A 25,844-nucleotide genomic window follows, 5' to 3' on the forward strand; every position below is an offset into this window, starting at 1 on the left:
GGGCACTGAGGCAAGGAGAACGGCCGTGTCCCACAGCACGGTGCCTCGGAGCAGGGCCGAGGCCGACACGACGGCGAAGACCCCGGTGGCGTCCGGCGGCGCCACCGAATCCACGGGGTCACCGGGGAAACGCCCCACGGGCAAGCTGAGCCTGCGACTGAGGTTCCGGCGCGATCGCATCCTGCTGCTGATGACGCTGCCGGCCGTCGTCCTGGTCCTGCTCTTCAACTACGTGCCGATCCTCGGCAACGTGGTCGCCTTCCAGGACTACGACCCCTACATCAGCGAGAACGGCATCGTCTCCATCCTGAACAGCCCATGGGTGGGAGTGGAGAACTTCCAGCGGATCTTCGCGGACTCCGCCTTCTGGCAGGCGCTCGAGAACACCCTGGTGCTGTTCTTCCTCCAGCTCGTGCTGTTCTTCCCGATCCCGGTCCTGCTCGCGCTGCTCATCAACAGCGTGGTCAGGCCCCGGGTGCGGGCGATCGCGCAGGCCGTTCTCTATCTGCCGCACTTCTTCTCCTGGGTGCTGGTCATCGCCGTCTTCCAGCAGCTGCTCGGAGGCGCCGGGCTGCTCTCGACACTGCTGCGCGACCACGGCTACGACGGCCTGAGCGTCATGACCGACCCGGAGACCTTCAAGTTCCTGGTCACCGCCCAGACCGTGTGGAAGGACGCCGGCTGGGGGATCATCGTGTTCCTCGCCGCGCTGGCCGCCGTCAGCCCTGATCTGTACGAGGCCGCCGCGATGGACGGCGCGAACCGCTGGCGCCGCATGTGGCATGTCACCTTGCCCGCGCTGCGGCCGGTGATCGCGCTGCTGCTGGTGCTGCGCGTCGGCGACGCCCTCACCGTCGGCTTCGAGCAGATCCTGCTGCAACGCGACGCGGTGGGACCGGGCGCCGCGGAAGTGCTCGACACCTTCGTGTGGTGGAACGGCGTCCGCAACCAGGACTTCGGCTACGCGGCCGCCGCCGGACTCGTCAAGGGCGTCGTCAGCATCGGACTGGTCCTCGCCGCGAACAAGGTGGCCCATCTCATGGGCGAGCAGGGGGTGTACAAGAAGTGACCGCCGTCATCGACAAACCCGTGCGCAGGCCCGGCCGTTGGGCCGCACCTCCCCGGTCCGTGTGGGAGGAGGAGCCCACCAAGGTGGGGCTGGCGGGCAAGGGGCTGGTCCTGGGGCTTGCCTGCTTCGCGATTCTCTTTCCGTTGTGGATCGTGGTGGTCACCAGTCTGTCCACGCGTAAGACCATCGACGAGGCCGGCGGGATGGTGATGATCCCCAAGGACATCACCTTCATCGCCTACCAGGAGCTGCTGAGCGGCGGTCAGGTCACGCGGGCCGCGATCATCAGTGTGCTGGTCACGCTGGTCGGTACGGCCTTCTCGATGACCGTGTCCGTGCTGTGCGCGTACGGGTTGTCCCGGACCGGGTCGCTGGCGCACCGGTGGATTCTGATGACGCTGCTGGCGACGATGTTCTTCAGTGCCGGGCTCATTCCTACGTATCTGCTGGTGCAGACGCTCGGGCTGACCGACACGTATCTCGCGCTGATCCTGCCGAGCGCGATCAGTGTCTTCAACATCCTGGTGCTGCGAGGATTCTTCATGGGGATCTCGCAGGAGCTGATCGACAGTGCGCGGATCGACGGGGCGGGGGATTTCCGGATTCTCTGGCAGATCGTCATGCCGTTGTCGCGGGCCGTCATCGCGGTGATCACGTTGTTTTATGCGGTGGGGTACTGGAGCGCTTGGTTCAATGCGTCGCTGTATCTGAACGAGCAGGACATGATGCCGTTGCAGAACGTCATGATTCAGCTGGTGCAGAAGCAGGAGGCACCGGTGGGATTGGGGCAGGCCATCAAGACGGGGCAGTTGTCCGGGCTCGCTGTGCAGATGGCTGTGATGGTGATGGCTCTGTTGCCGGTGGCTGTGCTTTCGCCGTTCGTGCAGCGGCATTTCAAGAAGGGCATGCTGACCGGGGCGGTCAAGGGGTGACCGGGCGCCTATTCAAAGGGGGCTGCGGACCGTCTGGCGGCTGCGGGTCTGTTGTGGCTTGTCGCGCAGTTCCCCGCGCCCCTTTGGGGCTCTCCAGTCCCCCTCTTTCATAGAACGAGGTGTGTCATGCGCACGTCCCACGTGCCCGCGCTCAGTGATGTCACCCGCGGTCGCGTCCTCTACGGCGGTGACTACAACCCCGAGCAGTGGCCGGAGGAGGTCTGGCTCGATGACGTACGCCTGATGAAAGAGGCCCGCGTCAACTCCGTCACCCTCGGTGTCTTCTCCTGGGCGAAGCTCGAACCCAGGCCGGGGGTAAGGGAGTTCGGGTGGCTCGACCGGCTCATGGATCTGATGCACGACAACGGCATCGGCGTGGTCCTCTCCACGCCCACCGCCTCGCCCCCGCCCTGGCTCGGCCGCCTCCATCCCGAGACCCTGCCCCGTGACGAGGACGGCCGCGTCGAATGGTGGGGCGGGCGTCAGCACTTCTCGCACTCCAGCGAGGCGTATCGCCGCTATGCCGCCGCCATCACCGAAGATCTCGCCGCCCGCTACGGCAGCCACCCCGCCCTCACCCTGTGGCACATCAACAACGAGTACTGCACCTACGACTGGAGCGACGAGGCCGCCGCCCGCTTCCGTCGGTGGCTCCAGGGCAAGTACGGCACCCTCGACGCCCTCAACACCGCCTGGGGTACCGCCTTCTGGAGCCAGGGCTACGGTCAGTGGGACGAGGTGCTCCCGCCGCGCCACGCCCACTACCTCAAGAACCCCACCCAGGTACTGGACTTCAAACGCTTCACCTCCGACATGCTCCTGGAGTGCTACGTCGTCGAGCGGGACATCGTCCGGCGGCACACCCCGCATATCCCGGTGACCAGCAACTTCATGCCTCTGTGGGTGGGGCAGGACGCCTGGCGCTGGGCGGACGAGGAGGACGTCGTCTCCGTCGACCTCTATCCTGACCCGCGTGATCCGTACGGCGCCCAGAGCGGTGCCCTCGTCCAGGACATGACCCGTTCGCAGGCCCGCGGCCCCTGGATGCTGATGGAGCAGGCGGCCGGACCGGTCAACTGGCGGGGCGTCAACCACCCCAAGCCGCGCGGACTGAATCGCCTCTGGTCGCTCCAGGCGGTGGCCCGCGGTGCCGATGCCGTCTGCTACTTCCAGTGGCGGCAGTCCCGCCAGGGCGCGGAGAAATTCCACTCCGGGATGGTCAGCCACGCGGGGGAGGAGGGTCGTACCTATCAGGAGGTCAAGCGGCTGGGGGCTGAGCTGCACAAGATCAGTGGTGAGGTGACGGGCGGTCGAATCACGTCCGACATCGCCCTCCTTCACGACTGGCACTCCTGGTGGGCCGGCGCCCAGGACGGCCGGCTCTCCACCCAGGTCGACCACCCCGACATCCTCCGCGCCTGGCATCGCGCCCTCTGGGAAGCCCACCTCACCACCGACTTCGCCCACCCCGAGCACGACCTCACCCGGTACAAGCTCGTCGTCGCCCCGCAGCTCTACCTCCTCACGGACACGGCGATCGAGAACCTCCTCGCGTACGTCCACGGCGGCGGCACCCTCGTCTGCGGCTTCCTCACCGGCATCGCCGACGAGGACGACCGGGTACGCCCCGGCGGCATGGACGCCCGGCTGCGCGAGCTGTTCGGCATCCGCACCCTGCACGAGTGGTGGCCGCTGGACGCGGGGGAGACCGTCGAGTGCGACGGGTTCCGCGGGACGCTGTGGTCGGAGGAGATCGAGGCCGGAGGCGGCGCGACGGCCGTCTCGTACAAGGGCGGCGAACTCGACGGCCTGCCCGCCGTGCTCCACAAGGATCGCGCCTGGTACGTCTCCACCCTCCCCGAGCCGGACGCGCTCCGCGACCTGCTCTCCCGGATCGCGGCCGACGCGGGCGCCCGGCCCGTGCTCGACGGACTGCCCGCGCGCGTGGAAGCCGTCCGCCGCGGTGACCTGCTGTTCGTCCTCAACCACGGTCGCGAGCCGGTGACCGTCGACGTCCCCGGTACCCACCACGACCTGCTCACGGGGGAGCCGTGCACGGACCAACTCACCCTCGGCCGCTACGGAGTGGCGGTGCTACGCCCATGACAGCCCATGCCGCCGCCGGCCCCGTCCACGGCACCTGGGAGCCCACCCCCGCCACCCGCTGGGAGGACGGCTACCTCAGCGGCAACGGTCACCACGGCGCCCTTGTGTTCGGTGATCCGGACGACGAGCGGGTCGTCGTCACTCACCACACCCTCGTCCGCCCCAATGGCTGCGAGCGCGCCCGTCCGCCCGAGCTGGCCTCTCGGCTCCCCGAACTCCAGGACCGGTTGCTCGCCGGGGAGGTGCGGGCGGCGGAGACCTTCACGGACGGGCGCGACCTCCAGTGGGTGCAGCCCTTCCATCCGGCCTTTCAGATACGGCTGCGGAGGGCGGCCGGCGTGGGCAGGCACTACCGTCGCTCGGTCGACTTCACCACCGGCGTCACCCGAGCCGAAGGCGACGGCTGGGACAGCCGCGTCTTCGTCTCCCGCGCCGACGACGTCATCGTCCAGCAGGTCACCGGCGCCGAGCTGACCATCGACCTCGACCACCGCCTCCCCGGCGCCCCGCACGACCTCGCCGTCGGCCACGGCGCCGTCCTCACCCCCGACGGTGCCCTGCTCAACCTGCGTGCCCGCTATCCCGGCAGCGACCGCGCGTACACGGGCATCACGCTGGTCATCGTCACCGGCGGCCGTACCGCGCTCACGCCGCTCGGTCTCCAGGTGACCCGCGCCGACTCGGCCCTGCTGCTGACCCGCGTGCTGCGTCACACCGGTGAGCCCGACGTGCAGGCCCACTCCCGAGCCCTGCGAGACCTGGTACCGGAAGGCGACGACCCGTACACCCACCTTCTCGACCGCCACACCGCCCTCCACCGCACCGCCTGCACGCGCATGACGCTCGACCTGGACGCCGACCCCGCCGAACGTGCCTTGCCGGGCTCGGAGTTGATCGAGCTGCCCGAGAGCCCGGCCTTCCTGGAACGCCTCTTCGCCGCCGGCCGCTACCACCTGCTCTCCGCCGCGGGCCTGTTCCCGCCCCGTCTCACCGGCCTGTGGACCGGCGACTGGAACACGGCGTGGTCGGGGGCGTTCACCAACGACGCCAACGTCAACCTCCAGACCGCATCGGCCGCAGCCGCCGCACTCCCCGAAGTCACCGACGCCCTCGCCACCCTGATCGGCCGCCAGCTTCCGGACTGGCGTGAGAACGCCCGCGCGATCTTCGGTGCCCGGGGCGCCGTCGCCCCGGCCCACAGCGACGGCGAGTGCGGACTGACGTACCACTTCAGCCGCCCATACCCGCTGCACCTGTGGACCGCCGGCGCCGACTGGCTGCTCAAGCCGCTCGTCGACCACGACGAGACCCGCGGCGAACGCGACCCGCGCACCGCCGACGCGCTCGCCGAAGTCGCCCTGTTCTACGAGGATTTCCTCACTCGCACCGATGACGAGGGACACGTCATAGTCGTCCCCTCCTACTCACCCGAGAACCGGCCCGCGAACGCGAGCTGGGGCGCGATCAACGCGGCGATGGACCTCTCCGCGGCCCGGCACGCCCTGCGCACGGCCGCCGAGTACCACCCGGAGAAGGCAAAAGCGTGGCGTGCCCTCGCCGACCGGCTTCCGCCGCACCGGATCAATGACGACGGCGCGCTGGCGGAATGGGCCTGGCCCGGCCTCGACGACACCTACGACCACCGGCACCTCAGCCACCTCTACGGCGTCTGGCCGCTCGACGAGATCAACCCCTACGACACCCCGGACCTCGCCACCGCCGCACACCGCGCCCTCGAACTCCGCGGCGCCGAGAACGACTCCGCGCACGGCCACCTCCACCACGCCCTCGTCGCGGCCCGCCTGCGCGACGGCGACCGGGTGGCGCATGCCCTCGGCCAGGTCCTCAAGGGCGACTACTTCCATGCCTCGCTGATGAGCTCGCACTACCCGAACCTCGACGTCTACAACGCGGACGCCGCCCACACCCTGCCCGCGGTCGTGATCGAGATGCTCGTGCAGTCGACCCCGGACCGGCTGGTGCTGCTGCCCGCGCTTCCGGCGGCGTATCCGAAGGGCGAACTCACCGGCATCCGCACGAGGTTCGGGGCGGAAGTCGACCTCCGCTGGAGCCCGCGACAAGCGACCGCAGTCGTACGCCCCACCCGCACCCACCGCGTCGAACTCCGGACTTCCTCCGGCGCACGGCCGCTCGAACTCGTCGCCGGAGAAGACCACGTCCTCACCCTGGAGACGTGGTGAATCACCGCTAGTCCCCTGCTAATCCCGTGCTAATCCCCCCACCCATGGAAGGGACCCCATGGCAACAACCCGCACACTCAGCAGAATCACCAAGGCCCTGCTGGCCCCGGCCCTCGCGCTCGGCGCCACCGTCGGTCTCGCCTCCGCCCCCGCCCAGGCCGCCGTCTGGAACTCCTGCGACCAGTGGGGCAACACGAACCTGAACGGCTACACGCTGTACAACAACATCTGGGGCTCCGGCGCCGGCAGCCAGTGCATCTGGGCCAACTCCGGCACCAACTGGGGGGTCTGGGCCAACCACCCCAACACCGGCGGCATCAAGTCGTACCCCAACTCCAAGAAGGTGATCAACAAGACGATCGCCTCCATCGGCTCGCTCACCAGCAACTACAACGTCACGGTCCCGTCGTCCGGCGCGTACAACACGTCGTACGACATCTGGGACACGGACTACGACTACGAGATCATGCTCTGGGTCAACTACAACGGAGCCGTCGGTCCGCTGGGCACCTCGCAGGGCAGTGCCACCCTCGGCGGCCACACCTGGAACGTCTACAAGGGCAACAACGGCGCCAACGAGGTGTTCTCGTTCCTGCGGACGTCCGACTCCAGCTCCGGCAGCGTGAACATCAAGCCGATCCTCAGCTGGATCTCCGGCACCAAGGGCTGGATGTCCAGCAGCGAGACCATCGGTGACGTCCAGTTCGGCTACGAGATCACCTCGTCGTCCGGCGGGCTCGACTTCCGCACCAACAACCTGACGGTCAGCAGTAGTTGACCGGCGCCGGGCCGGGGCCGGTCCGTGCCGTCAGGCGCGGTCGACCTCGGCCCGCAGTGCGTTGTAGCCGGTGAAGGCGGACTCGATGTCGGCGCGGGTCAGGCCGTAGCGGGACAGGTCGTAGGTGTGGCGGCGGGTGCCCTTGGGGCGCGCGGTGATGCCGGGGAGCCGGGCGGCGTCGGCTTCGGTCCAGCGGGCGCCGATGGCCGCGAAGAGCTTGGGGGCGCCGGTGGCCGGGTCGGTGCCGAGCCAGGAGTACGGCACGTCGACCAGGGACTCGCGGGGGATGGCGGCCCGGGCGGCGACACCGCGCGCGGCGGAGCGGCTCAGCAGTTCCAGCCAGGTCGCGCCGATGCCGTGCAGGTCGAGGGGGCGGTTGCTGACGGACATGCCGTGCTCGACCAGACTGCAGAAGGACGCCACGGCGGTGGCCGGGTCGCGGTGCGTCCAGACGATCGTCGCGTCGGGGAAGGCCGTGCGCAGCGCGTCGAGGTTCTCCAGGTGCATGGGCGACTTCAGGATCCAGCGGCGGCGGGGGCGGCCGTACTGCAGGACCTGGAGGACCTGCCTGAGGTAGCGGTAGTCGGGGACGAAGTCGTGCTCGTAGTGCCAGGCCTGGTACGCGGGGATGCGGGCCTGGGCGAGCGGTGTCTGGGCGTGCGGCAGGACGAAGGTGCACTCCTCGGGGCCGTCGGCGACCATGGGGTGGATGTCACGGAAGCGCGGGGAGAAGAGGTTCGTGCCCGTGACCAGCCACCGTGCCGGTGCCGTCGCCTTACGTCGTCGTTCGGCCGGTATCTCCAGGCCCGGCCTGAGCAGTTCCCACAGCAGGGGACATCGGTGCTCGGCCGAGAGGGACAGCACGCCGTGGGTGAGCGTGGTGGCGGTGCGCGGCAGGCCCACCACGAACACCGGCCTGTCGAGGGGCTCCCGCTCGATCCCGGGGTGCTCGGCGATCAGCTGCCGGATCGTGGCCCGGTTGAGCAGATGCCGGCGCACATGGGCCTGCGCGGCCGCCCAGCCGACCGGGGTGAGGTGCTGGGCCGCGGCCCACCATCCCAGCAGTTGCCGGAAGCCGTCGACGAACTCCTGGTCGCCCTCCGCCTGTCCGGTCCCGGCGAGGATCCGGTCGAAGACCCGGTCCGGCCGGTGACGGGAGCGGAACGCCGGCCGCAGCAGCAGATTGGCCAGCGTGAGGGGGAGGGGGGACGAGGACACGGGGCACCCTTCGGCAGACGGGACGGTGCGGAACGGAGGGACCCTACCCAGCCCAACTCGTCTGCCACACAGAGAAGTTGAGACGGCAGCCCCGGTGAAACGGAGGTGGCCGGAACCGTCAGGCTCCGGCCACCTCCCGCCCGGCTACTCCCCTATCGGTAGCCGCGCGCCGTCCCGCAGAAACAGCGGGATGCGGTCCAGTGGGGCGTCGACCGTCACGGCCGTACCGCCCTCGTACGTCGCACCCGTCCACGCGTCCGTCCAGGTCGCGCCCGCCGGGAGATACGCCGTGCGGGCCGTGGCGCCCGCTGTGAGTACCGGCGCGACCAGCAGATCCCGGCCGAAGAGGTAGGAGTCGTCGACCGACCACGTCGCCTGGTCCTCGGGGAACTCCAGGAACAGCGGGCGCATGACCGGCAGGCCCTCCTCGTGGGCCTCGCGCATGACCTCGAGGACGTACGGCTTCAGGCGCTCGCGCAGCCGCAGGTACCGCTCCAGGATCGCGCCGGCCTGCTCGCCGTAGGACCAGACCTCGTTCGGGCCGCCGGTCATCTTCGGGCCCAGCGGCATGCCCGGGTCGCGGAAGCCGTGCAGACGCATCAGCGGGGACAGCGTGCCGAACTGGAACCAGCGGACCATGACTTCCTGGTACGCGGGGTCGGTGGGGTCGCCGCCGTGGAAACCGCCGATGTCGGTGTTCCACCAGGGGATGCCGGACAGGGCGGTGTTGAGGCCTGCCGCGATCTGGCGGCGCAGGGTCGGGAAGTCGGTGCCGATGTCGCCGGACCACAGGGCGGCGCCGTAGCGCTGACTGCCCGCCCAGGCCGAGCGGTTGAGGGTGATGACCTCGGACTCGCCCTCCGCGACCAGCCCTTCGTGGAAGGCGCGGGAGTTCTCGGCCGGGTACATGTTCCCGACCTCCAGGCCCGGGCCCGCCCAGTAACGCAGGTTCTCCTGGAAGCCCGGCTTCAGCTCCGGCTCGCAGGCGTCCAGCCAGAAGGCGGTGATGCCGTACGGGTCCAGGTAGTTCGCCTTCACCTTCGACCACATGAAGTCCCGCGCCTCGGGGTTCGTGGCGTCGTAGAAGGCGACCTGGACGGTGGAGGCGACCTCCTTGTCCGGCCAGTCGGCGTGCGCCATGGGGCCGTACTGGGTGCCGATGAAGTAGCCGCGCTGCTCCATGACAGGGTGGTTCTCGCTCAGCGGGGACACCGACGGCCAGACCGACACGACGAGCTTGATGCCGAGTTCCTCCAGCTCCCGCACCATCGCCGCCGGGTCCGGCCACTCCTTCGGGTCGAACTTCCACTCGCCCAGATGGGTCCAGTGGAAGAAGTCGCAGACGATGGCGGAGATGGGCAGGCCTCTGCGCTTGTACTCCCGGGCCACGGCCATGAGTTCGTCCTGCGTGCGGTAGCGCAGCTTGCACTGCCAGAAGCCCGCCGCCCACTCCGGCAGCATCGGGGTGCGGCCGGTCACCGCGCTGTAGCGGCGCTGGGCGTCGGCCGGGGCGCCGGCGGTGATCCAGTAGTCGATCTGGCGGGCCGAGTCCGCGACCCAGCGGGTGCCGTTGCCCGCCAGCTCGACCCGGCCGATCGCCGGGTTGTTCCACAGCAGGGTGTAGCCGCGGCTGGAGGTGAGGACCGGGATGCCGACCTCGGCGTTGCGCTGGACCAGGTCCACGACCAGGCCCTTCTGGTCCAGGCGGCCGTGCTGGTGCTGGCCGAGACCGAACAGCTGCTCGTCGTCGTAGGCGGCGAAGCGCTGCTCCAGGCGGTGGTGGCCGTTGCCGACGGTCGTGTAGAGACGGGGGCCCGGCCACCAGAAGTGGGCGCGTTCCTCGGCGAGGATCTCCGAGAGGTCGTCCGTCCGCAGGAACCGGATCATCCCCTCGGCGTTGACCTCGACGGTCAGTGCGCCGACCGTCAGCCGGCCCTCTCCGTCCCCGACCTTGACCGTGGACTCGGTCGCCGGGGCCTCGTCCAGGAGCGCGCCGGGCAGCCCCTCCAGGACCGGGCCGCCGAGCCTGGCGCGGACCCGCACCGCGTCCGGGCCCCACGGCTCGATGCGTACGGTCTCCTGGCGGCCGCTCCACTCCAGCGCACCGCCCCGCTCACGGAACGTGCCGACGGTGGGTGACGACTGCGCGAGGCTGACCGCGCCGGTCGGGGTCTGGCTTTCGGCAGGCTGGTTCACGACGCGTACTCCTCAGGACATGGGGAGCCCCGGTGGGGGCCGACACGTGGAAGGGGTGGTGGTCAGGACCCGGCCGGAGCCGGACCCGTGCTCGCCCGAACCGTCAACTCGGGTGCGATCAGCAGGACTTCGTCGGTACCGCGCCCGTCGAGCTTCGCGACCAGGTGCTCCACCGCGTGCCGGCCCATCTCCTGCGCGGGGATGGCGACCGAGGTGAGCCGCACCGAGGCCTGGGTGGCGACCTGGTCGGGGCAGATCGCGACCACCGACACGTCCTCGGGGATGGCACGGCCCTGCTGGCGCAGCAGACCGAGGAGCGGTTCGACCGCCGACTCGTTCTGTACGACGAACCCCGTGGTGCCGGGGCGCTCGTCGAGGATGCGGGCGAGGGTCACGGCCATCGCGTCGTACCCGCCGTCGCAGGGGCGGTGCAGCAGCCGTACGCCCAACTCCTGGGAACGGCTGCGCAGTCCGTCCAGGGTGCGCTCGGCGAACCCGGTGTGCCGTTCGTAGACCGCGGGGGCCTCGCCGATGACAGCGATGTCGCGGTGCCCCAGCGTCGCCAGATGTTCCAGGCACAGTGCGCCCGTCGCCCTGAAGTCCAGGTCGACGCAAGTGAGGCCGGTGGCGTCGGCGGGCAGCCCGATCAGCACGGACGGCTGGTCGGTGCCGCGCAGCAACGGCAGCCGCTCGTCGTCGAGTTCGACGTCCATCAGGATCATCCCGTCGGCGAGCCCGCTGCCGGTGACACGGCGGACGGCGTCCGGGCCCTCCTCGCCGGTGAGCAGCAGGACGTCGTATCCGTGTGTACGGGCCATGGTGGCCACCGCGATGGCGATCTCCATCATCACCGGTACGTACATGTCCGTGCGCAGCGGGATCATCAGCGCGATGATGTTCGACCTGCTGCTGGCCAGGGCACGGGCGCCCGCGTTCGGGTGGTAGCCGAGATCGCGGATGCTCTGCTCGACCCGCTGCCGCGTGGTCGTGGAGATGGACCGCTTGCCACTGAGGACATAGCTCACCGTGCTCGCCGAGACTCCGGCGTGCTGGGCGACCTCGGCGAGGGTGACCATCCAGCTTTCTCCAAGTTTGTGAAGCGCTTCGACAGTGCGCAGTGCGAATATGGGCGGGTGGGGGTGGTTCGACAGTAGCCCTACCGGGAGTGGGTGTCCATAGGTTGTCGAAGCGCTTCGACGCAGACTTGCGGGACGGGGCCGCGGCTGGGGCGGTTCGTCCCGGAACGGCCTTCCCGAGGTGCGGCTCCCTGCCTACCATGACCGGCCGTGGGGGGGCCATGGAACGGGGGCGGAGGAGCCGGTCCGGCAGACAGGGCCGTACCGGATCGTCGCACCGCTCGGCGAGGGCGGGATGGGCGCCGTCCATTCATCGGCCATTCATCGGCTACGAGCGGAAGCACGGCCTGATGCACTACGGCGCCACCGGCTCCGAGGACACCATGCCGGCCGCCACCGGGCGAACGTATCTGCCGGTGCCCGCGGAGACGGCGGGGGAGTTCCTGCCCGTCTTCGACGAGAAGGACGCCCGGTCTCCCAGCAGGTCTACACGTTCGGCGAGGGCCGTATCGAGGCGGCGCCCCTGCGCGAGAACAAGCTCCTGTGGCGACTCGACCTCAGCTCCGGCCCGTCTCCGGCGACCCCCCGGCGGTCAACACGCCGAGCGTGGCGAAGGTTCCCGCCTGGGCACCGTCCTCTGCACCGGCGACACCACCTGCACGGTGTACGCCATCGACCCGGCTCGCGGACGCGAGCTGTGGCGCCGCACCCGCACGCTGCCGGCGTACGGGCGCGGCGCCGGAGTGGTGGCGCTGAACGCGTACAGGCGCGGTGAGTGAACCTTCCAGTCGAACCAGACGGCCAACTCGCTCTACCACGCCTACATCGTGGACGACAGGGACCTGGCCCTGATCGCCAACGGCCCCTCCCTCTTCGCCTTCCCGGTCGGGTGACCGCGATGCCGCTGCACCCTCTCACCGCCGTCCGGCCGCACCTCGCCCTCAAGGCCGCGCACCCGGCACTCGCCGCCGACCCGGAGTTCGTGACGCGGTTCAGCCGGGAGACCGAGACGGTACGGGCGCTCGGCGCACTGCCGTCCGTAGCGACCGCCGCAAGCCCCTGTGGAACTGGGAGCGCCCCGGCACCATCGGCTCCGGCGCGGCCCCGCCCTCGCTGCTCGCGGGCGGCTACGTCTTTTTTCCCCGGACCGCCGTCAACCTCACCTCCCCCGAGGAGGACGTGGTCGCGGTCGACCTGCGCACCCACCGCACGGCCTGGACCCTCAAGTCCATCGACAGCGCCGCCACCGAGCCCCGACTCCTCGCCGACGACCGGACCCTGTACGTCCTGCGCGGCAACCGCCTCAGGGCGTACCCGCAGACCTGAACCAGGGCGACATCGGCCGATCGGGGTCCGGGGCCGCGCGAGGGGTGGTGGGGTCGTCCGGTATCGGGTACTAACGATCCAGTAGCACCAGTCAGTAACGTGCGGCCCCAAGATCCCTATTCGCGGCGAGGTGAGCCTCATGTCCGCAGCACCCACGTCATCGTCTCGACCTTCTGTCACTGAGCGCGAGGCACGCCAGGTGGCCGAGGCCGCCCGAGAACAGGACTGGCGCAAGCCCAGCTTCGCCAAGGAACTGTTCCTGGGCCGCTTCCGGCTCGATCTGGTCCACCCGCACCCCACCCCGCCGGCCGAGGACGCGCAGCGTGGCGAGGAGTTCCTGGCCAAGCTGCGCGACTTCTGCGAGACCAAGGTGGACGCGGCCCTGATCGAGCGCGAGGCCAAGATCCCCGACGAGGTCATCGACGGGCTCAAGGAACTCGGCGCCCTCGGCATGAAGATCGACACGAAGTACGGCGGGCTCGGCCTCACCCAGGTGTACTACAACAAGGCGCTGGCCCTGGCGGGCTCGGCCTCTCCGGCGATCGGGGTGCTGCTGTCGGCGCATCAGTCGATCGGCGTACCGCAGCCGCTGAAACTGTTCGGCACACAGGAGCAGAAGGAGCGGTTCCTGCCGCGCTGCGCCCGCACGGACATCAGCGCGTTCCTCCTCACCGAGCCGGACGTCGGCTCCGACCCGGCACGGCTCGCGACGAGCGCGGTCCCCGACGGGGACGAGTACGTCCTCGACGGCGTCAAGCTGTGGACCACCAACGGCGTCGTCGCCGACCTGCTCGTGGTGATGGCCCGGGTGCCGAAGAGCGAGGGCCACAAGGGCGGCATCACCGCCTTCGTCGTGGAGACCAACTCGCCCGGCGTCACCGTCGAGAACCGTAACGCCTTCATGGGCCTGCGCGGCATCGAGAACGGCGTCACCCGCTTCCACCAGGTCCGGGTCCCCGCCGCCCACCGCATCGGCCCCGAGGGCGCGGGCCTGAAGATCGCGCTCACGACGTTGAACACCGGGCGCCTCTCGCTGCCCGCGTCCTGCGTGGCGGCCGGCAAGTGGTGCCTGAAGATCGCCCGCGAGTGGTCGGCCGCGCGTGAGCAGTGGGGCAAGCCGATCGCGCACCACGAGGCGGTCGGGTCGAAGATCAGCTTCATCGCGGCGACGACCTTCGCACTGGAGGCCGTGCTCGACCTGTCGTCGCAGATGGCCGACGAGGACCGCAACGACATCCGTATCGAGGGCGCGCTGGCCAAGCTCTTCGCCTCCGAGCAGGCCTGGCTGATGGCCGACGAACTCGTCCAGATCCGCGGCGGCCGGGGCTTCGAGACGGCCGAGTCGCTCGCCGCCCGCGGCGAACGTGCGGTCCCCGCCGAACAGGTCCTGCGCGATCTGCGCATCAACCGGATCTTCGAGGGCTCGACCGAGATCATGCACCTGCTGATCGCCCGCGAGGCGGTCGACGCCCACTTGTCGGTCGCCGGCGATCTGATCGACCCCGACAAGTCCCTCCAGGACAAGGCGAAGGCGGCCGGGAACGCCGGTGTCTTCTACGCCAAGTGGCTGCCGAAGCTGGTCGCGGGGCCGGGCCAGAACCCGCGCGCGTACGCCGAGTTCAACCGCGGCGTCGACCTCTCGCCGCATCTGCGGTACATCGAGCGCACCTCGCGCAAGCTCGCCCGCTCCACCTTCTACGCCATGTCCCGCTGGCAGGGCCGGATGGAGACCAAGCAGGGCTTCCTGGGCCGGATCGTCGACATCGGCGCGGAGCTGTTCGCGATGAGCGCGGTGTGCGTCCGGGCCGAACTCCTGCGCGGCAAGGGCGATCACGGCCGCGAGGCCTACCAACTCGCCGACGTCTTCTGCCGCCAGGCCCGCATCCGGATCGACGAACTCTTCGGCCGCCTGTGGACCAACACGGACGACCTGGACCGCAAGGTCGTCAAGGGAGTCCTCGGCGGCGCCTACACCTGGCTCGAGGAAGGCATCGTCGACCCCTCGGGCGAGGGCCCGTGGATCGCGGACGCAACCCCCGGGCCCTCACAGAAGGAGAACGTGCACCGACCGATCAGGTAGGCGTCAGCCGGTCCTCAACACCACTTGTCGCTGGGGTTGGCCGTCGTCCAGGAGCAGGCGTCGACCTTGGCGCCGTTCGCCTTGGTCAGGGTCGCCGTGTCGCTGGTGTTGTTCCAGACGTACCAGCTGCGGTCCTGGTACTTGTTCACCGTGGTGTCCCTGCCGACGCCGGTCTTCACCTTCATCGTCTTGCCCTTCCCGATCCTCACGTTCGGGAAGACGTACCGGTGATTGGCCTTGTCCTTCAGGATCCAGCCCTTCAGCGAGATCGCCGCACCGCTGGTGTTCTTGATCTCCACCCACTCGCCGTTGAGGCTGAGGTTGGAGCCGTTGTCCGAGCCCGGGCTGTCGAACCACACGTGGCGGATGACCACGCCCCCGGCGGCCTGGGCCGGAGTGCTGAGCACGGAGCCGGTGAGGGCCAGGGCACCCGCGAGTGCGGGCACGGCGAAAGCGGCGCGTATGCGCATGGAGAGATCCCCCTGGATGTCTGCCGATGGCCGGTCGTCTGCCAGCCAGGACAGAAGAGTTATCACATGACCTTCACGAGAGCTTCACAAAGGGGGAAGTTGCCCCGATCGCCGCCAAGAACCGATAAGGCACCCTCCCGAGGGATGCCCTGTCCTTCCGCACACCCGATACGGCCACAATGGAGGAATGAGCGACAGTCCAGCCCCCCAGGGCACGGGCCGGAAGCCCCGTCTGCCCCGCGACGCCATGCACGCACTCTCGCCGCACCGGGCGCCGACCCAAGTACATCCGGTACGAGGGCCAGTGCCCGGCACGCCGAGAGCACGCACCTGCTGTCGACATCAGCCGCTCCGCGGCGGGCGCAGGGCCCGCCCTCCGGGCGGACGACGGGGCTTCCGGCCCGCGCCCTGGCCGACCCACACCTCGTCTACGACCCGGTGACGGGCGACGGTCCGAAGGACGTGGTCATCCTCGGCTCCACCGGGTCGATCGGCACCCAGGCCATCGACCTCGTACTGCGCAACCCGGACCGGTTCCGGGTCACCGGACTCTCCGCCGCCGGCGGACGGGTCGCCCTCCTCGCCGAGCAGGCGCACCGGCTGCGCGTCCGCACCGTTGCGGTCGCCCGTGAGGACGTCGTACCGGCGCTGCGCGAGGCCCTCGCCGCCGCGTACGGCGCGGGGGAGCCGCTCCCCGAGATCCTCGCCGGACCGGATGCGGCCACCCAGCTCGCCGCCTCCGACTGCCACACCGTGCTGAACGGCATCACCGGCTCGATCGGCCTCTCCCCGACCCTCGCTGCCCTGGAGGCGGGCCGCACGCTCGCGCTCGCCAACAAGGAGTCGCTCATCGTGGGCGGTCCGCTGGTCAAGGCGGTCGCCAAGCCCGGCCAGATCATCCCGGTCGACTCCGAGCACGCGGCGCTGTTCCAGGCGCTGGCGTCCGGTTCGCGGGCCGACGTACGGAAGCTGGTCGTCACGGCGTCCGGTGGACCCTTCCGCGGCCGCACGAAGGCCGACCTGGACCGGGTGACCGTCGAGGACGCCCTCGCCCACCCCACCTGGGCGATGGGCCCGGTGATCACGATCAACTCCGCGACCCTGGTCAACAAAGGGCTGGAAGTCATCGAGGCACACCTCCTCTACGACATTCCCTTCGACCGCATTGAGGTGGTCGTGCATCCCCAGTCGTATGTCCACTCGATGGTTGAGTTCACCGACGGATCCACGATCGCCCAGGCGACGCCCCCCGACATGCGCGGGCCGATCGCCATCGGCCTCGGCTGGCCGGAACGCGTCCCCGACGCCGCGCCCACGTTCGACTGGAGCACGGCGTCCACCTGGGAGTTCTTCCCGCTCGACACCGACGCGTTTCCGTCGGTCGGACTCGCCCGGCATGTGGGGCAGCTCGCGGGCACGGCCCCGGCGGTGTTCAATGCCGCCAACGAGGAGTGCGTGGAGGCCTTCCGGGCCGGCGCACTGCCGTTCAACGGGATCATGGAGACTGTGACGCGCGTGGTCGAGGAGCACGGCACACCGCGTACGGGAACTTCACTCACCGTCGCGGACGTCCTCCAGGCGGAGGCCTGGGCGCGGACCCGGGCGAGCGAACTGGCGGCACAGACGGCGGAGGCCCGTGCATGACGACCTTGATGTTCATCCTCGGCATAGTGGTCTTCGCGTTCGGCCTCCTGGTCTCGATCGCGTGGCACGAACTGGGGCACCTGTCCACGGCCAAGCTCTTCGGCATCCGCGTACCGCAGTACATGGTCGGCTTCGGCCCGACGATCTTCTCGCGCAAGAAGGGTGAGACCGAGTACGGCATCAAGGCCATCCCGTTCGGCGGCTACATCCGCATGATCGGCATGTTCCCGCCCGGCCCCGACGGCCGCCTCGAAGCCCGCTCCACCTCACCGTGGCGCGGCATGATCGAGGACGCCCGCTCGGCGGCCTTCGAGGAACTGCGGCCCGGCGACGAGACCCGGCTCTTCTACACGCGCAAGCCGTGGAAGCGCGTCATCGTGATGTTCGCGGGCCCCTTCATGAACCTGATCCTGGCGGTGGCGCTCTTCCTCACCGTCCTGATGGGCTTCGGCATCTCCCAGCAGACCACCACCGTCAGCTCCGTCTCCCAGTGCGTCATCGCACAGACCGAGAACCGCGACACCTGCGAGAAGTCCGACCCCGCCTCCCCGGCCGCGGCCGCGGGTCTGAAAGCGGGCGACAAGATCGTCTCCTTCGGCGGAGTGCGCACCGACGACTGGAACCAGCTCTCCGACCTCATCCGCGCCAACCCCGGCAAGGACGTCCCGATCGTCGTGGACCGCGACGGCGAGGAAGTCACCCTGCACGCGAAGATCGTCGCCAACCAGGTCGCCAAGAAGGACTCCAGCGGCCAGATCGTCCAGGGCGAGTTCGTCTCGGCGGGCTTCCTCGGCTTCAGCGCCGCCACCGGCATCGTCAAACAGGACTTCGGCGACTCCCTGACCTGGATGGGCGAGCGGGTGGGCGACGCCGTCGACTCCCTCGCCGCCATCCCCAGCAAGGTCCCCGCGCTGTGGGACGCCGCCTTCGGTGACGGCGAGCGCGAGGCGGACTCCCCGATGGGCGTGGTGGGCGCGGCCCGCGTCGGCGGCGAGATCTTCACCCTCGACATCCCGCCGACGCAGCAGCTGGCGATGGCGTTGATGCTGGTGGCAGGTTTCAACCTCTCCCTGTTCCTCTTCAACATGCTCCCGCTGCTGCCGCTGGACGGCGGCCATATCGCGGGCGCCCTGTGGGAGTCCCTGCGCCGCAACCTGGCGAAGGTGCTGCGCCGCCCCGACCCCGGCCCGTTCGATGTGGCGAAGCTGATGCCGGTGGCCTATGTGGTGGCCGGGATCTTCATCTGCTTCACGCTGCTCGTGCTGGTGGCGGACGTGGTTAACCCGGTGAGAATCTCCTAGTCATACGGAGTTCGTGGCGGCCCGGCACGATCTGTGCTGGGCCGTTCTCCATCGAGTGGGTTTACGAGCGCGATGTGCCCGGGCCCAGGCAGGTGCCGTAATCTCGAAGCCTGGAGCCCGCCCTCGACGGGAACCGGACTTGATCCACGACTTGGGGTTGCACAGCAGATGACTGCGATTTCTCTCGGCATGCCGTCCGTTCCGACCAAGCTCGCCGAACGCCGGAAGAGCCGGCAGATCCAGGTCGGATCCGTGGCGGTCGGCGGAGACGCTCCCGTGTCGGTCCAGTCGATGACCACGACCCGTACGTCGGACATCGGCGCCACGCTCCAGCAGATCGCCGAACTCACGGCGTCCGGCTGCCAGATCGTGCGCGTCGCCTGCCCCACGCAGGACGACGCCGACGCCCTCGCGACCATCGCCCGCAAGTCGCAGATCCCGGTGATCGCGGACATCCACTTCCAGCCGAAATACGTCTTCGCCGCCATCGAGGCGGGCTGCGCCGCGGTCCGCGTCAACCCCGGCAACATCAAGCAGTTCGACGACAAGGTCAAGGAGATCGCGCGGGCCGCGAAGGACCACGGCACGCCGATCCGTATCGGCGTGAACGCGGGCTCGCTGGACCGCCGCCTGCTCCAGAAGTACGGCAAGGCGACCCCCGAGGCGCTCGCGGAGTCCGCCCTCTGGGAGGCGTCCCTCTTCGAGGAGCACGACTTCCGGGACATCAAGATCTCGGTCAAGCACAACGACCCGGTGATCATGGTCGAGGCGTACCGTCAGCTCGCCGCCCAGTGCGACTACCCCCTCCACCTCGGTGTGACGGAGGCGGGCCCGGCCTTCCAGGGCACGATCAAGTCGGCGGTGGCCTTCGGCGCCCTTCTCTCCCAGGGCATCGGCGACACGATCCGCGTCTCGCTGTCCGCGCCTCCGGTGGAGGAGGTCAAGGTCGGCAACCAGATCCTGGAGTCCCTGAACCTCAAGCAGCGCGGCCTGGAGATCGTCTCCTGCCCGTCCTGCGGCCGCGCCCAGGTCGACGTCTACAAGCTCGCCGAGGAAGTCACCGCGGGCCTCACCGGCATGGAGGTCCCCCTCCGCGTAGCGGTGATGGGCTGCGTGGTGAACGGCCCCGGCGAGGCCCGCGAAGCCGACCTCGGCGTCGCCTCCGGCAACGGCAAGGGCCAGATCTTCGTCAAGGGCGAGGTCATCAAGACCGTCCCGGAATCCAAGATCGTAGAAACCCTCATCGAAGAGGCCATGAAGCTGGCCGAACAGATGGAGGCGGACGGGACCGAGTCCGGAGAGCCGTCGGTGTCGGTGGCAGGCTGACGGGGGTTGGGGGCCGACACGTCTCGGGGCCGGCCACTTCCCTCAGCCCATCCGGCGCGCGAGAACAAGTGACCCCATCCCTAACCCCAGCCCTCCGCTGGAGGGCTGCCCCCTCGACGCCGATCGGGACGCAATCCCACCGGTCCGGCGTCCGCGGACGAGGGCTGCGATCCCCAGCCCCCACCCACCCGCTGGGCCTGACCTCTCGACGCCGGTCTCTGCAATCCGGCCGGTCTGGTGTTTGCGGACGGGGGCTGCGATCCCTGGCCCCTACCCGTCCGCTGGGGCCTGGCCTCTCGGCGTCGGTCTCTGCAATCCGGCCGGTCCGGCGTTCGCGGACGAGGGCTGCGATCCCTAGCCCCCACCCGCCCGCTGGGGCCTGCCTTCTCAACGTCGGCGCGCATCACTCAGCTCGTCCGGCGTTGGGGCGGCAGGGGACGCCGTCCCCATTCCTAGCCCCTCCCGTCCGCTGGGGCCGACCTCTTGGGTGCCGGTCGGCATCATTCAGCCCGTCCGGCGTTTGAGGACGAGGCCGTTCAGGCCGAAGCGGGGGTCTGGGGGCGGCAGCCCCCAGGGGCGGTCACCTCAACGTACGGTCGGAGGGAAGCAGGCGGCCACCTCCACGGGGGCGGCGCGGCTCAGCTTCCGCAGGTACAGTGCGGAGATCAGCAGACCTTAGGGTGAGGGCCCCGCACGTGTTGACCCAGACCACCTCCCGGGTTCTCGAACCGAGCGACCTGGACGCCGCGCTCGCCGTTCTCGACCGCGAGCCGGTCGCGAACGCCTTCGTGGCATCCCGGGTGCAGATCGCGGGCCTGGACCCGTGGCGGCTCGGCGGCGAGATGTGGGGCTGGTACGAGGACGGCATGCTGACGTCCCTCTGCTACGCGGGCGCCAACCTCGTCCCGATCTGCGCGACACCGAGGGCCGTACGGGCCTTCGCGGACCGGGCGCGAAGGGCCGGCCGCCGCTGCTCCTCCATCGTCGGCCCCGCCGAGGCCACCGCCCAGCTGTGGCGCCTGCTCGAACCGGGCTGGGGCCCGGCCCGCGAGGTCCGCTCCCACCAGCCCCTCATGGTCGCCGACCGCCTCCCCGCCGACATCTCCCCGGATCCGTACGTCCGCCGCATCCGCAAGGACGAGATGGAGACGATCATGCCGGCGTGCGTGGCGATGTTCACCGAGGAGGTCGGCATCTCACCCATGGCCGGCGACGGCGGCCTCCTCTACCAGGCCCGGGTCGCCGAACTCGTCGGCTCCGGCCGCTCCTTCGCCCGTCTCGGCCCCGACGGCAAGGTCGTCTTCAAGGCGGAGATCGGCGCCGCGACGGACCGGGCCTGCCAGATCCAGGGCGTATGGGTGGCCCCCGAGTACCGGGGGAGGGGCATCGCGGCCCCGGGCATGGCGGCGGTACTGCGCTACGCCCTGGCGGACGTGGCCCCGGTCGTCAGCCTCTACGTCAACGACTTCAACACGGCGGCGAGAAGGGCGTACAGGCGCGTGGGCTTCCGGGAAGTCGGAGCGTTCATGAGCGTGCTCTTCTGAAACCGACGACTCGAACCCCCCTGTAGTCTCCCCGACATGCTGCGTTTTCCCGGTCACGGCCACCGCCACCCCGAAGACATCGTGATCGGCCCCCTGGACCTCCCCGCAAGGATCGACGAGGCACTCGCAGTCCAAGCAGTTGCGTTCGGACTCGGTTCCGACGAGGTCGCCGTACGCCGCCAGATCGTCCTGCGGCACATGACCTACCCAGGGGCAAGGGCGTTCGGCGCCACCGCAGCGGATCGTCTCGTCGGGTTCGTCTACGGCATGCCCAACGACCGCTCCCACTGGTGGTCCACGGTCGTGGAGCCGTACCTCCGCGCCCAGGGCCACGCCGACTGGCTCGACGACTCCTTCGTGATCACCGAGCTGCATGTCCACCCGCGTTACCAGAACCGCGGCATCGGCCGCTCCCTGATCACCACGATCACGGACACCGCCGACGAACCCCGCTCGATCCTCTCCGCGATCGACACCGACAGCCCGGCCCGCGGCCTGTACCACTCCCTCGGCTACCAGGACCTGGCCCGCCAGGTCCTCTTCCCCAGCGCCCCGAAGCCGTACGCCGTCATGGGCGCCCAGCTTCCCCTCCGCCGCCGCTAACCGATTTCCACCGCCCCGCACCGCCCGGCTAACCTCCTGGCATCACCCTTACGCAGCAGGAGTACGAGAAACATGGCGAACGCACCGGTCCAGCGCATGTCCCAGTTGATGGCGAAGACGCTGCGCGACGACCCGGCGGACGCCGAGGTCCTCAGTCACAAGCTGCTCGTCCGCGCCGGCTATGTCCGCCGTACCGCAGCCGGCATCTGGTCCTGGCTGCCCCTCGGCAAGAAGGTCCTCGCCAACGTCGAGCGCATCGTCCGCGAGGAGATGGACGCGATCGGCGCCCAGGAGGTACTGCTTCCCGCACTGCTGCCTCGTGAGCCGTACGACGCGACGGGCCGCTGGGACGAGTACGGCCCCGAGCTGTTCCGCCTCCAGGACCGCAGGGGCGGCGACTACCTCCTCGGCCCGACCCACGAGGAGATCTTCACCCTGCTGGTGAAGGATCAGGCGTCCTCCTACAAGGACCTGCCGGTGATCCTCTACCAGATCCAGCACAAGTACCGTGACGAGGCCCGCCCCCGCGCCGGCATCCTGCGCGGCCGTGAGTTCCTGATGAAGGACTCGTACTCCTTCGACACGGAGGACGAGGGCCTCGCCCAGTCGTACGCCCTGCACCGCCAGGCGTATCAGAAGGTGTTCATGCGTCTCGGCCTCGACTACCGCATCTGCGCCGCGACCGCCGGCGCGATGGGCGGCTCGAAGTCGGAGGAGTTCCTCGCTCCCGCCGAGGCCGGCGAGGACACCTTCGCGGACTGTCCGAACTGCGACTTCGCGGCCAACACCGAGGCGATCGCATACGAGCTGAAGCCGGTGGACGCCGACGGCGTGCCCGCCCTCGAAGAGATCCCGACCCCGGACACCCCCACCATCGAGACCCTCGCCGCCCACCTCGGCGTCCCGGCCTCCGCCACCCTGAAGAACCTGCTCGTGAAGGTCGGCGGCGAGATCGTCGCCGTCGGCGTCCCGGGTGACCGTGAGGTCGACATGGACAAGGTCGAGGCGCACTTCGCCCCGGCCGTCGTCGAGATGGTCACCGAGGCGGACTTCGCGGGCCGCTCCGACCTGGTCCGCGGGTACGTCGGCCCGCAGGGCCTGGGCGAGAAGATCACGTACCTCGCCGACCCGCGCGTGGCCCCCGGCACCTCCTGGATCACCGGCGCCAACAAGGAGGGCATGCACGCGAAGAACGTCGTCGCGGGCCGTGACTTCGAGGTCGACACGTACGTCGACGTCGTGGTCGTCCAGGAGGGCGACCCCTGCCCGAAGTGCGGCACCGGCCTCAAGCTGGACCGCGCCATCGAGATCGGCCACATCTTCCAGCTGGGCCGCAAGTACGCGGATGCGCTGAAGCTCGACGTCCTCGGCCAGAACGGCAAGCCGGTCCGCGTGACCATGGGCTCGTACGGCATCGGGGTCTCCCGCGCGATCGCCGCACTCGCCGAGCAGTCCGCCGATGACAAGGGCCTGTGCTGGCCGAAGGAGGTCGCCCCGGCCGACGTGCACGTGGTCGCCGCGGGCAAGGCGCTCCAGACCGAGCTGGCCCTCGACGTCTCGGCGAAGCTCGCCGCGGCCGGCCTGCGCGTCCTGGTCGACGACCGTGCGGGCGTGTCCCCGGGCGTGAAGTTCACGGACTCCGAGCTGATCGGCGTACCGCAGATCCTGGTCGCCGGACGCCGGTCCGCCGAGGGCGTCCTCGAACTGAAGGACCGCAGGACCGGCGAGCGCGAGGAGCTGACGGTCGACGAGGCGATCGCCCGTCTGTCCGCGTAAAGCACGCCAATAGGAAGTCTCACAGGCTTCTCTCAGGCCGTTCCCCCGCCCCGGCTTTGAACTGACGACCAGGTGACGCCGCCAGGGGCGCGGGGAACTGCGCGACCAGCCCCCACGCACCCGCAGCCAACACACAACCCCTAAAGCCACCCGGCAAATTCAAGCAACAGCTCCGCATCCCGAGGCCGCCCCACCCGCAGCGCCCGAACCCCCGACTCCACCGCCCGGAACAACGTCCACCCCCGCAACCGCTCCTGCTCCACATCCAACGACTCCGCAAGCCGCTTGACCCGCCGCCGGGTCGTCGCCGCCCCCGACGGCGAGGCAATGAGGTCCTCCACCCGATCCCGCACCAACCGCGCCAGATCGAACGCACATTCCCCGACCACCGGATCCGGCCCCACCGCCAACCACGGCATCCGCTCCCCGGCCAGCACCTTGCTCTGCCGAAACGTCCCATGCAGCAACCGCTCCTCGGGCGGCGCGGCCAGCAGTGACTCCCGCGCGTCGAGAGCCGCGCTCACCAGTGCCGAAAACTCCGCTGACGCACCCCGCATCGCCACGGCCTGCCGCTCCGTCCGCTCGGCCACGGTCTCGAAGGAATGCTCACCGGGCGGCTCCACCCACAGCCGCCGCAACGTCCCCGCCGCCTCAAGCAACGCCTTCGCCTCCGGCAACGACCGCACCGACACATCCGGATGCAGCCGTTCCAGCAGGAGCACCCCCTCGGGGGTGAAAGGCTCCAGCAGTTGTACGGCACCCAGACCGCCCCAGTGGGCAAGTGCGGCCCGCTCGCTCTCCGGCCGCGCCCGGCGTGGGGCGAGCTTCAGCACCGCGGGCGTACCGTCCGGCAGCCGTACCAGCACGACCAGGCTGCTGCGTCCACCGGGCACCTGCACCCGCTCCACGGTCAACTCGCGTAGCGCGACGGCCTGTTGAGCCTTCTGGGGCAGCTTCTCCAGCCAGTCGTCACCTTCCGGTGCCGTCTCACCGAACGCCCTGACCAGACGCCGCGGCGGTTCGAAAGCCATACGCGAGCCGTCCCCTTTCCGTTCCAGGCGTCACGCCGTGGGCGTCGCCGACGCCGTCGCGGTGGTCCGCTCGGTGAGCCCAGGGAAGGCTACGCTCTCGCCGCGCCAGCGCACCGCCCGCACCGCCGCTTCCCGCAGGGCCTCCGCGGCCGTGCGCCGCCGCTCGCCGTCGGTGGCGCGCACCAGGTCCGAGTAGACCCCGGCCACCCGGTCCTCCAGCTCCGCGGCGAGCCGGACGGCCGCCGTGGAGTCCGGCACCGCGAAGGGCAGTGCATAGCCCGCGGCGGCGGCCACCGGCGTCCCGCCCAGGTCCCGCACCGCGCGCGCCAGCGCGTCCCGCCGGGCCCGGTGGGCGTCGTACGCCGCCCTGGCCTCCGTACGATGTCCTTCGTCGATCCGTCCGCCGACGACGCCGTAGCCGTACACGGCGGCATGCTCGGCCGCCAGTGCCGCCTGGAGCGCCTTCAGGTCCCCGTCCTTGGCCTCGCTCACTTCACGCCCTCCGTCAGCAGATACGCGTGCGCCGCCCCGGCCGCCGCCACGGACGCCAGCAGCCGCGCCAGTTCGCCCGGCATGTCCAGCAGCGTCTCGGCCCGCCGGTCCGCGAGGGCTCGCTCGGCGGCGGCGAGCTCGGCGAGGGCGGCCTTCTCTTCGGCGGGGACGGCGGCCGGCGCGGACGCCGAAGCCGTCGGCGAGGCGGACGTGGCTCCCGTCGCCCCGAACGCCTCCGCATGCCGCACCGCCTCCGCCCGCAGTGGTCGCAACCGCTCCGCCAGCGCCGGATGTGCGGTGATCACGGCGTCGTACCGCGCCACCAGCCCCTCGCTGTCGCGGGCCGCACGCGCGCGTGCCCGGTCGGCGGCCGACGGGCTGCCGCCGGTGCCGCCGGCGTCGGACTCGGCCGAGCAGCCCACGAGCAGGGCGGTCCCTGCGACCGAGATGAGCAGGCTCCTTCTTCGCGGCCCGGATGGGGTGCGCGGCAGCGGGGGGTACGGCACGGCAGATGTCCTCGGGGGCTCGTACGAAGGGGAGGGCAGCACGCCCGTGATCACGGTACCCGCGCATACGTCCGATACCACTCACCGGCACCCGCCCGAGTTCCGGTGGACGGCAACACCTCCTGTGACCGGATACCCTTTGACCAGACACGCGACCTAACCACAACAG

General features: G+C 70.0%; 21 protein-coding genes. 14 read left to right on the plus strand and 7 right to left on the minus strand.

The window, feature by feature from the left end; translation table 11 throughout:
* The first annotated feature begins 25 nt into the window (after nt 1-25).
* The 5 genes from QQY66_RS36645 (at nt 26) to QQY66_RS36665 (ending at nt 7,086) form a co-directional block, all read left to right on the plus strand.
* The gene (locus QQY66_RS36645) at nt 26-1,069 is read left to right on the plus strand and encodes a sugar ABC transporter permease (RefSeq protein ID WP_301984619.1); all 1,044 of its coding nucleotides are present in this window, start codon (nt 26-28) and stop codon (nt 1,067-1,069) included.
* On the plus strand, nt 1,066-2,001 hold the full coding sequence (locus QQY66_RS36650) for a carbohydrate ABC transporter permease (RefSeq protein ID WP_301984620.1): 936 nt from the start codon (nt 1,066-1,068) through the stop codon (nt 1,999-2,001). The genes QQY66_RS36645 and QQY66_RS36650 overlap by 4 nt, the downstream gene beginning before the upstream one ends.
* Before the next feature lie 126 nt (nt 2,002-2,127).
* On the plus strand, nt 2,128-4,107 hold the full coding sequence (locus tag QQY66_RS36655; RefSeq protein ID WP_301984621.1) for a beta-galactosidase: 1,980 nt from the start codon (nt 2,128-2,130) through the stop codon (nt 4,105-4,107).
* Nucleotides 4,104-6,308 (plus strand): glycoside hydrolase N-terminal domain-containing protein, encoded by a 2,205-nt coding sequence (locus QQY66_RS36660; protein WP_301984622.1) that lies wholly within the window; start codon nt 4,104-4,106, stop codon nt 6,306-6,308. Before QQY66_RS36655 ends, QQY66_RS36660 begins: the two co-directional genes overlap by 4 nt.
* Before the next feature lie 58 nt (nt 6,309-6,366).
* Nucleotides 6,367-7,086: a hypothetical protein gene (locus QQY66_RS36665; RefSeq protein WP_301984623.1), complete on the plus strand. Its 720-nt coding sequence runs from the start codon at nt 6,367-6,369 to the stop codon at nt 7,084-7,086.
* A gap of 30 nt (nt 7,087-7,116) precedes the next feature.
* Here QQY66_RS36665 and QQY66_RS36670 read toward each other — a convergent pair whose 3' ends face one another.
* From QQY66_RS36670 to QQY66_RS36680, 3 genes are all read right to left on the minus strand, one after another.
* Complete coding sequence (locus QQY66_RS36670; RefSeq protein WP_301984624.1) at nt 7,117-8,304, minus strand: sulfotransferase; 1,188 nt, start codon at nt 8,302-8,304, stop codon at nt 7,117-7,119.
* 144 nt (nt 8,305-8,448) lie between these two features.
* The gene (locus tag QQY66_RS36675) at nt 8,449-10,500 is read right to left on the minus strand and encodes a TIM-barrel domain-containing protein (protein ID WP_301984625.1); all 2,052 of its coding nucleotides are present in this window, start codon (nt 10,498-10,500) and stop codon (nt 8,449-8,451) included.
* A gap of 62 nt (nt 10,501-10,562) precedes the next feature.
* Nucleotides 10,563-11,576 carry a LacI family DNA-binding transcriptional regulator gene (locus QQY66_RS36680; RefSeq protein WP_301984626.1) on the minus strand — a complete coding sequence of 338 codons (1,014 nt, stop codon included), beginning with the start codon at nt 11,574-11,576 and terminating at the stop codon, nt 10,563-10,565.
* A 350-nt stretch (nt 11,577-11,926) separates the two neighbouring features.
* On the opposite strand from QQY66_RS36680, the gene QQY66_RS36685 reads away from it, so the two are divergent.
* From QQY66_RS36685 to QQY66_RS36695, 3 genes are all read left to right on the plus strand, one after another.
* Complete coding sequence (locus QQY66_RS36685) at nt 11,927-12,355, plus strand: hypothetical protein (protein ID WP_301984627.1); 429 nt, start codon at nt 11,927-11,929, stop codon at nt 12,353-12,355.
* 400 nt (nt 12,356-12,755) lie between these two features.
* Nucleotides 12,756-12,902, plus strand: a complete 147-nt coding sequence (locus QQY66_RS36690) for a hypothetical protein (protein WP_301984628.1) — start codon at nt 12,756-12,758, stop codon at nt 12,900-12,902.
* 139 nt (nt 12,903-13,041) lie between these two features.
* Complete coding sequence (locus tag QQY66_RS36695; RefSeq protein ID WP_301984629.1) at nt 13,042-14,982, plus strand: acyl-CoA dehydrogenase family protein; 1,941 nt, start codon at nt 13,042-13,044, stop codon at nt 14,980-14,982.
* Nucleotides 14,983-14,996: 14 nt separating this feature from the next.
* On the opposite strand, the gene QQY66_RS36700 is transcribed toward QQY66_RS36695, so the two are convergent.
* Nucleotides 14,997-15,452 (minus strand): lamin tail domain-containing protein, encoded by a 456-nt coding sequence (locus QQY66_RS36700; RefSeq protein ID WP_301984630.1) that lies wholly within the window; start codon nt 15,450-15,452, stop codon nt 14,997-14,999.
* Nucleotides 15,453-15,890: 438 nt separating this feature from the next.
* Between QQY66_RS36700 and dxr the strand changes: the two genes are divergently transcribed.
* The 6 genes from dxr (at nt 15,891) to QQY66_RS36730 (ending at nt 23,646) form a co-directional block, all read left to right on the plus strand.
* Nucleotides 15,891-17,096 (plus strand): 1-deoxy-D-xylulose-5-phosphate reductoisomerase, encoded by a 1,206-nt coding sequence (dxr, locus tag QQY66_RS36705; RefSeq protein WP_301984631.1) that lies wholly within the window; start codon nt 15,891-15,893, stop codon nt 17,094-17,096.
* A gap of 8 nt (nt 17,097-17,104) precedes the next feature.
* The gene (locus QQY66_RS36710) at nt 17,105-18,397 is read left to right on the plus strand and encodes an RIP metalloprotease (RefSeq protein WP_301987622.1); all 1,293 of its coding nucleotides are present in this window, start codon (nt 17,105-17,107) and stop codon (nt 18,395-18,397) included.
* Nucleotides 18,398-18,565: 168 nt separating this feature from the next.
* Entirely contained in the window at nt 18,566-19,723 is a 1,158-nt protein-coding gene (ispG, locus tag QQY66_RS36715) for a flavodoxin-dependent (E)-4-hydroxy-3-methylbut-2-enyl-diphosphate synthase (RefSeq protein ID WP_301984632.1), read from the plus strand.
* 695 nt (nt 19,724-20,418) lie between these two features.
* Nucleotides 20,419-21,267 carry a GNAT family N-acetyltransferase gene (locus QQY66_RS36720; RefSeq protein ID WP_301984633.1) on the plus strand — a complete coding sequence of 283 codons (849 nt, stop codon included), beginning with the start codon at nt 20,419-20,421 and terminating at the stop codon, nt 21,265-21,267.
* Nucleotides 21,268-21,303: 36 nt separating this feature from the next.
* Entirely contained in the window at nt 21,304-21,870 is a 567-nt protein-coding gene (locus QQY66_RS36725) for a GNAT family N-acetyltransferase (RefSeq protein ID WP_210578958.1), read from the plus strand.
* A 72-nt stretch (nt 21,871-21,942) separates the two neighbouring features.
* The gene (locus QQY66_RS36730; protein ID WP_301984635.1) at nt 21,943-23,646 is read left to right on the plus strand and encodes a proline--tRNA ligase; all 1,704 of its coding nucleotides are present in this window, start codon (nt 21,943-21,945) and stop codon (nt 23,644-23,646) included.
* 140 nt (nt 23,647-23,786) lie between these two features.
* On the opposite strand, the gene QQY66_RS36735 is transcribed toward QQY66_RS36730, so the two are convergent.
* From QQY66_RS36735 to QQY66_RS36745, 3 genes are read right to left on the minus strand one after another with little or no spacing between them, the layout of a single operon-like run.
* Nucleotides 23,787-24,677 (minus strand): aminoglycoside phosphotransferase family protein, encoded by an 891-nt coding sequence (locus QQY66_RS36735; protein WP_301984637.1) that lies wholly within the window; start codon nt 24,675-24,677, stop codon nt 23,787-23,789.
* A gap of 30 nt (nt 24,678-24,707) precedes the next feature.
* A complete protein-coding gene (locus QQY66_RS36740; protein WP_301984639.1) occupies nt 24,708-25,169 on the minus strand; it encodes a ferritin-like domain-containing protein in 462 nt (153 codons plus the stop codon).
* Nucleotides 25,166-25,675, minus strand: a complete 510-nt coding sequence (locus QQY66_RS36745) for a hypothetical protein (RefSeq protein WP_301984640.1) — start codon at nt 25,673-25,675, stop codon at nt 25,166-25,168. Before QQY66_RS36745 ends, QQY66_RS36740 begins: the two co-directional genes overlap by 4 nt.
* Nucleotides 25,676-25,844: the final 169 nt, after the last annotated feature.

Source organism: Streptomyces sp. DG2A-72 (genome assembly GCF_030499575.1).
GTDB lineage: Bacteria > Actinomycetota > Actinomycetes > Streptomycetales > Streptomycetaceae > Streptomyces.

Excerpts from the sequence above, each read along its gene's own strand:
- QQY66_RS36655 (WP_301984621.1), top strand. The coding sequence starts at position 2,128 with ATGCGCACGTCCCACGTGCCCGCGCTCAGTGATGTCACCCGCGGTCGC.
- QQY66_RS36660 (WP_301984622.1), top strand. The coding sequence starts at position 4,104 with ATGACAGCCCATGCCGCCGCCGGCCCCGTCCACGGCACCTGGGAGCCC.
- QQY66_RS36665 (WP_301984623.1), top strand. The coding sequence starts at position 6,367 with ATGGCAACAACCCGCACACTCAGCAGAATCACCAAGGCCCTGCTGGCC.
- QQY66_RS36680 (WP_301984626.1), bottom strand. The coding sequence starts at position 11,576 with ATGGTCACCCTCGCCGAGGTCGCCCAGCACGCCGGAGTCTCGGCGAGC.
- QQY66_RS36685 (WP_301984627.1), top strand. The coding sequence starts at position 11,927 with ATGCACTACGGCGCCACCGGCTCCGAGGACACCATGCCGGCCGCCACC.
- QQY66_RS36695 (WP_301984629.1), top strand. The coding sequence starts at position 13,042 with ATGTCCGCAGCACCCACGTCATCGTCTCGACCTTCTGTCACTGAGCGC.
- QQY66_RS36700 (WP_301984630.1), bottom strand. The coding sequence starts at position 15,452 with ATGCGCATACGCGCCGCTTTCGCCGTGCCCGCACTCGCGGGTGCCCTG.
- QQY66_RS36710 (WP_301987622.1), top strand. The coding sequence starts at position 17,105 with ATGTTCATCCTCGGCATAGTGGTCTTCGCGTTCGGCCTCCTGGTCTCG.
- ispG (WP_301984632.1), top strand. The coding sequence starts at position 18,566 with ATGACTGCGATTTCTCTCGGCATGCCGTCCGTTCCGACCAAGCTCGCC.
- QQY66_RS36725 (WP_210578958.1), top strand. The coding sequence starts at position 21,304 with ATGCTGCGTTTTCCCGGTCACGGCCACCGCCACCCCGAAGACATCGTG.
- QQY66_RS36730 (WP_301984635.1), top strand. The coding sequence starts at position 21,943 with ATGGCGAACGCACCGGTCCAGCGCATGTCCCAGTTGATGGCGAAGACG.
- QQY66_RS36735 (WP_301984637.1), bottom strand. The coding sequence starts at position 24,677 with ATGGCTTTCGAACCGCCGCGGCGTCTGGTCAGGGCGTTCGGTGAGACG.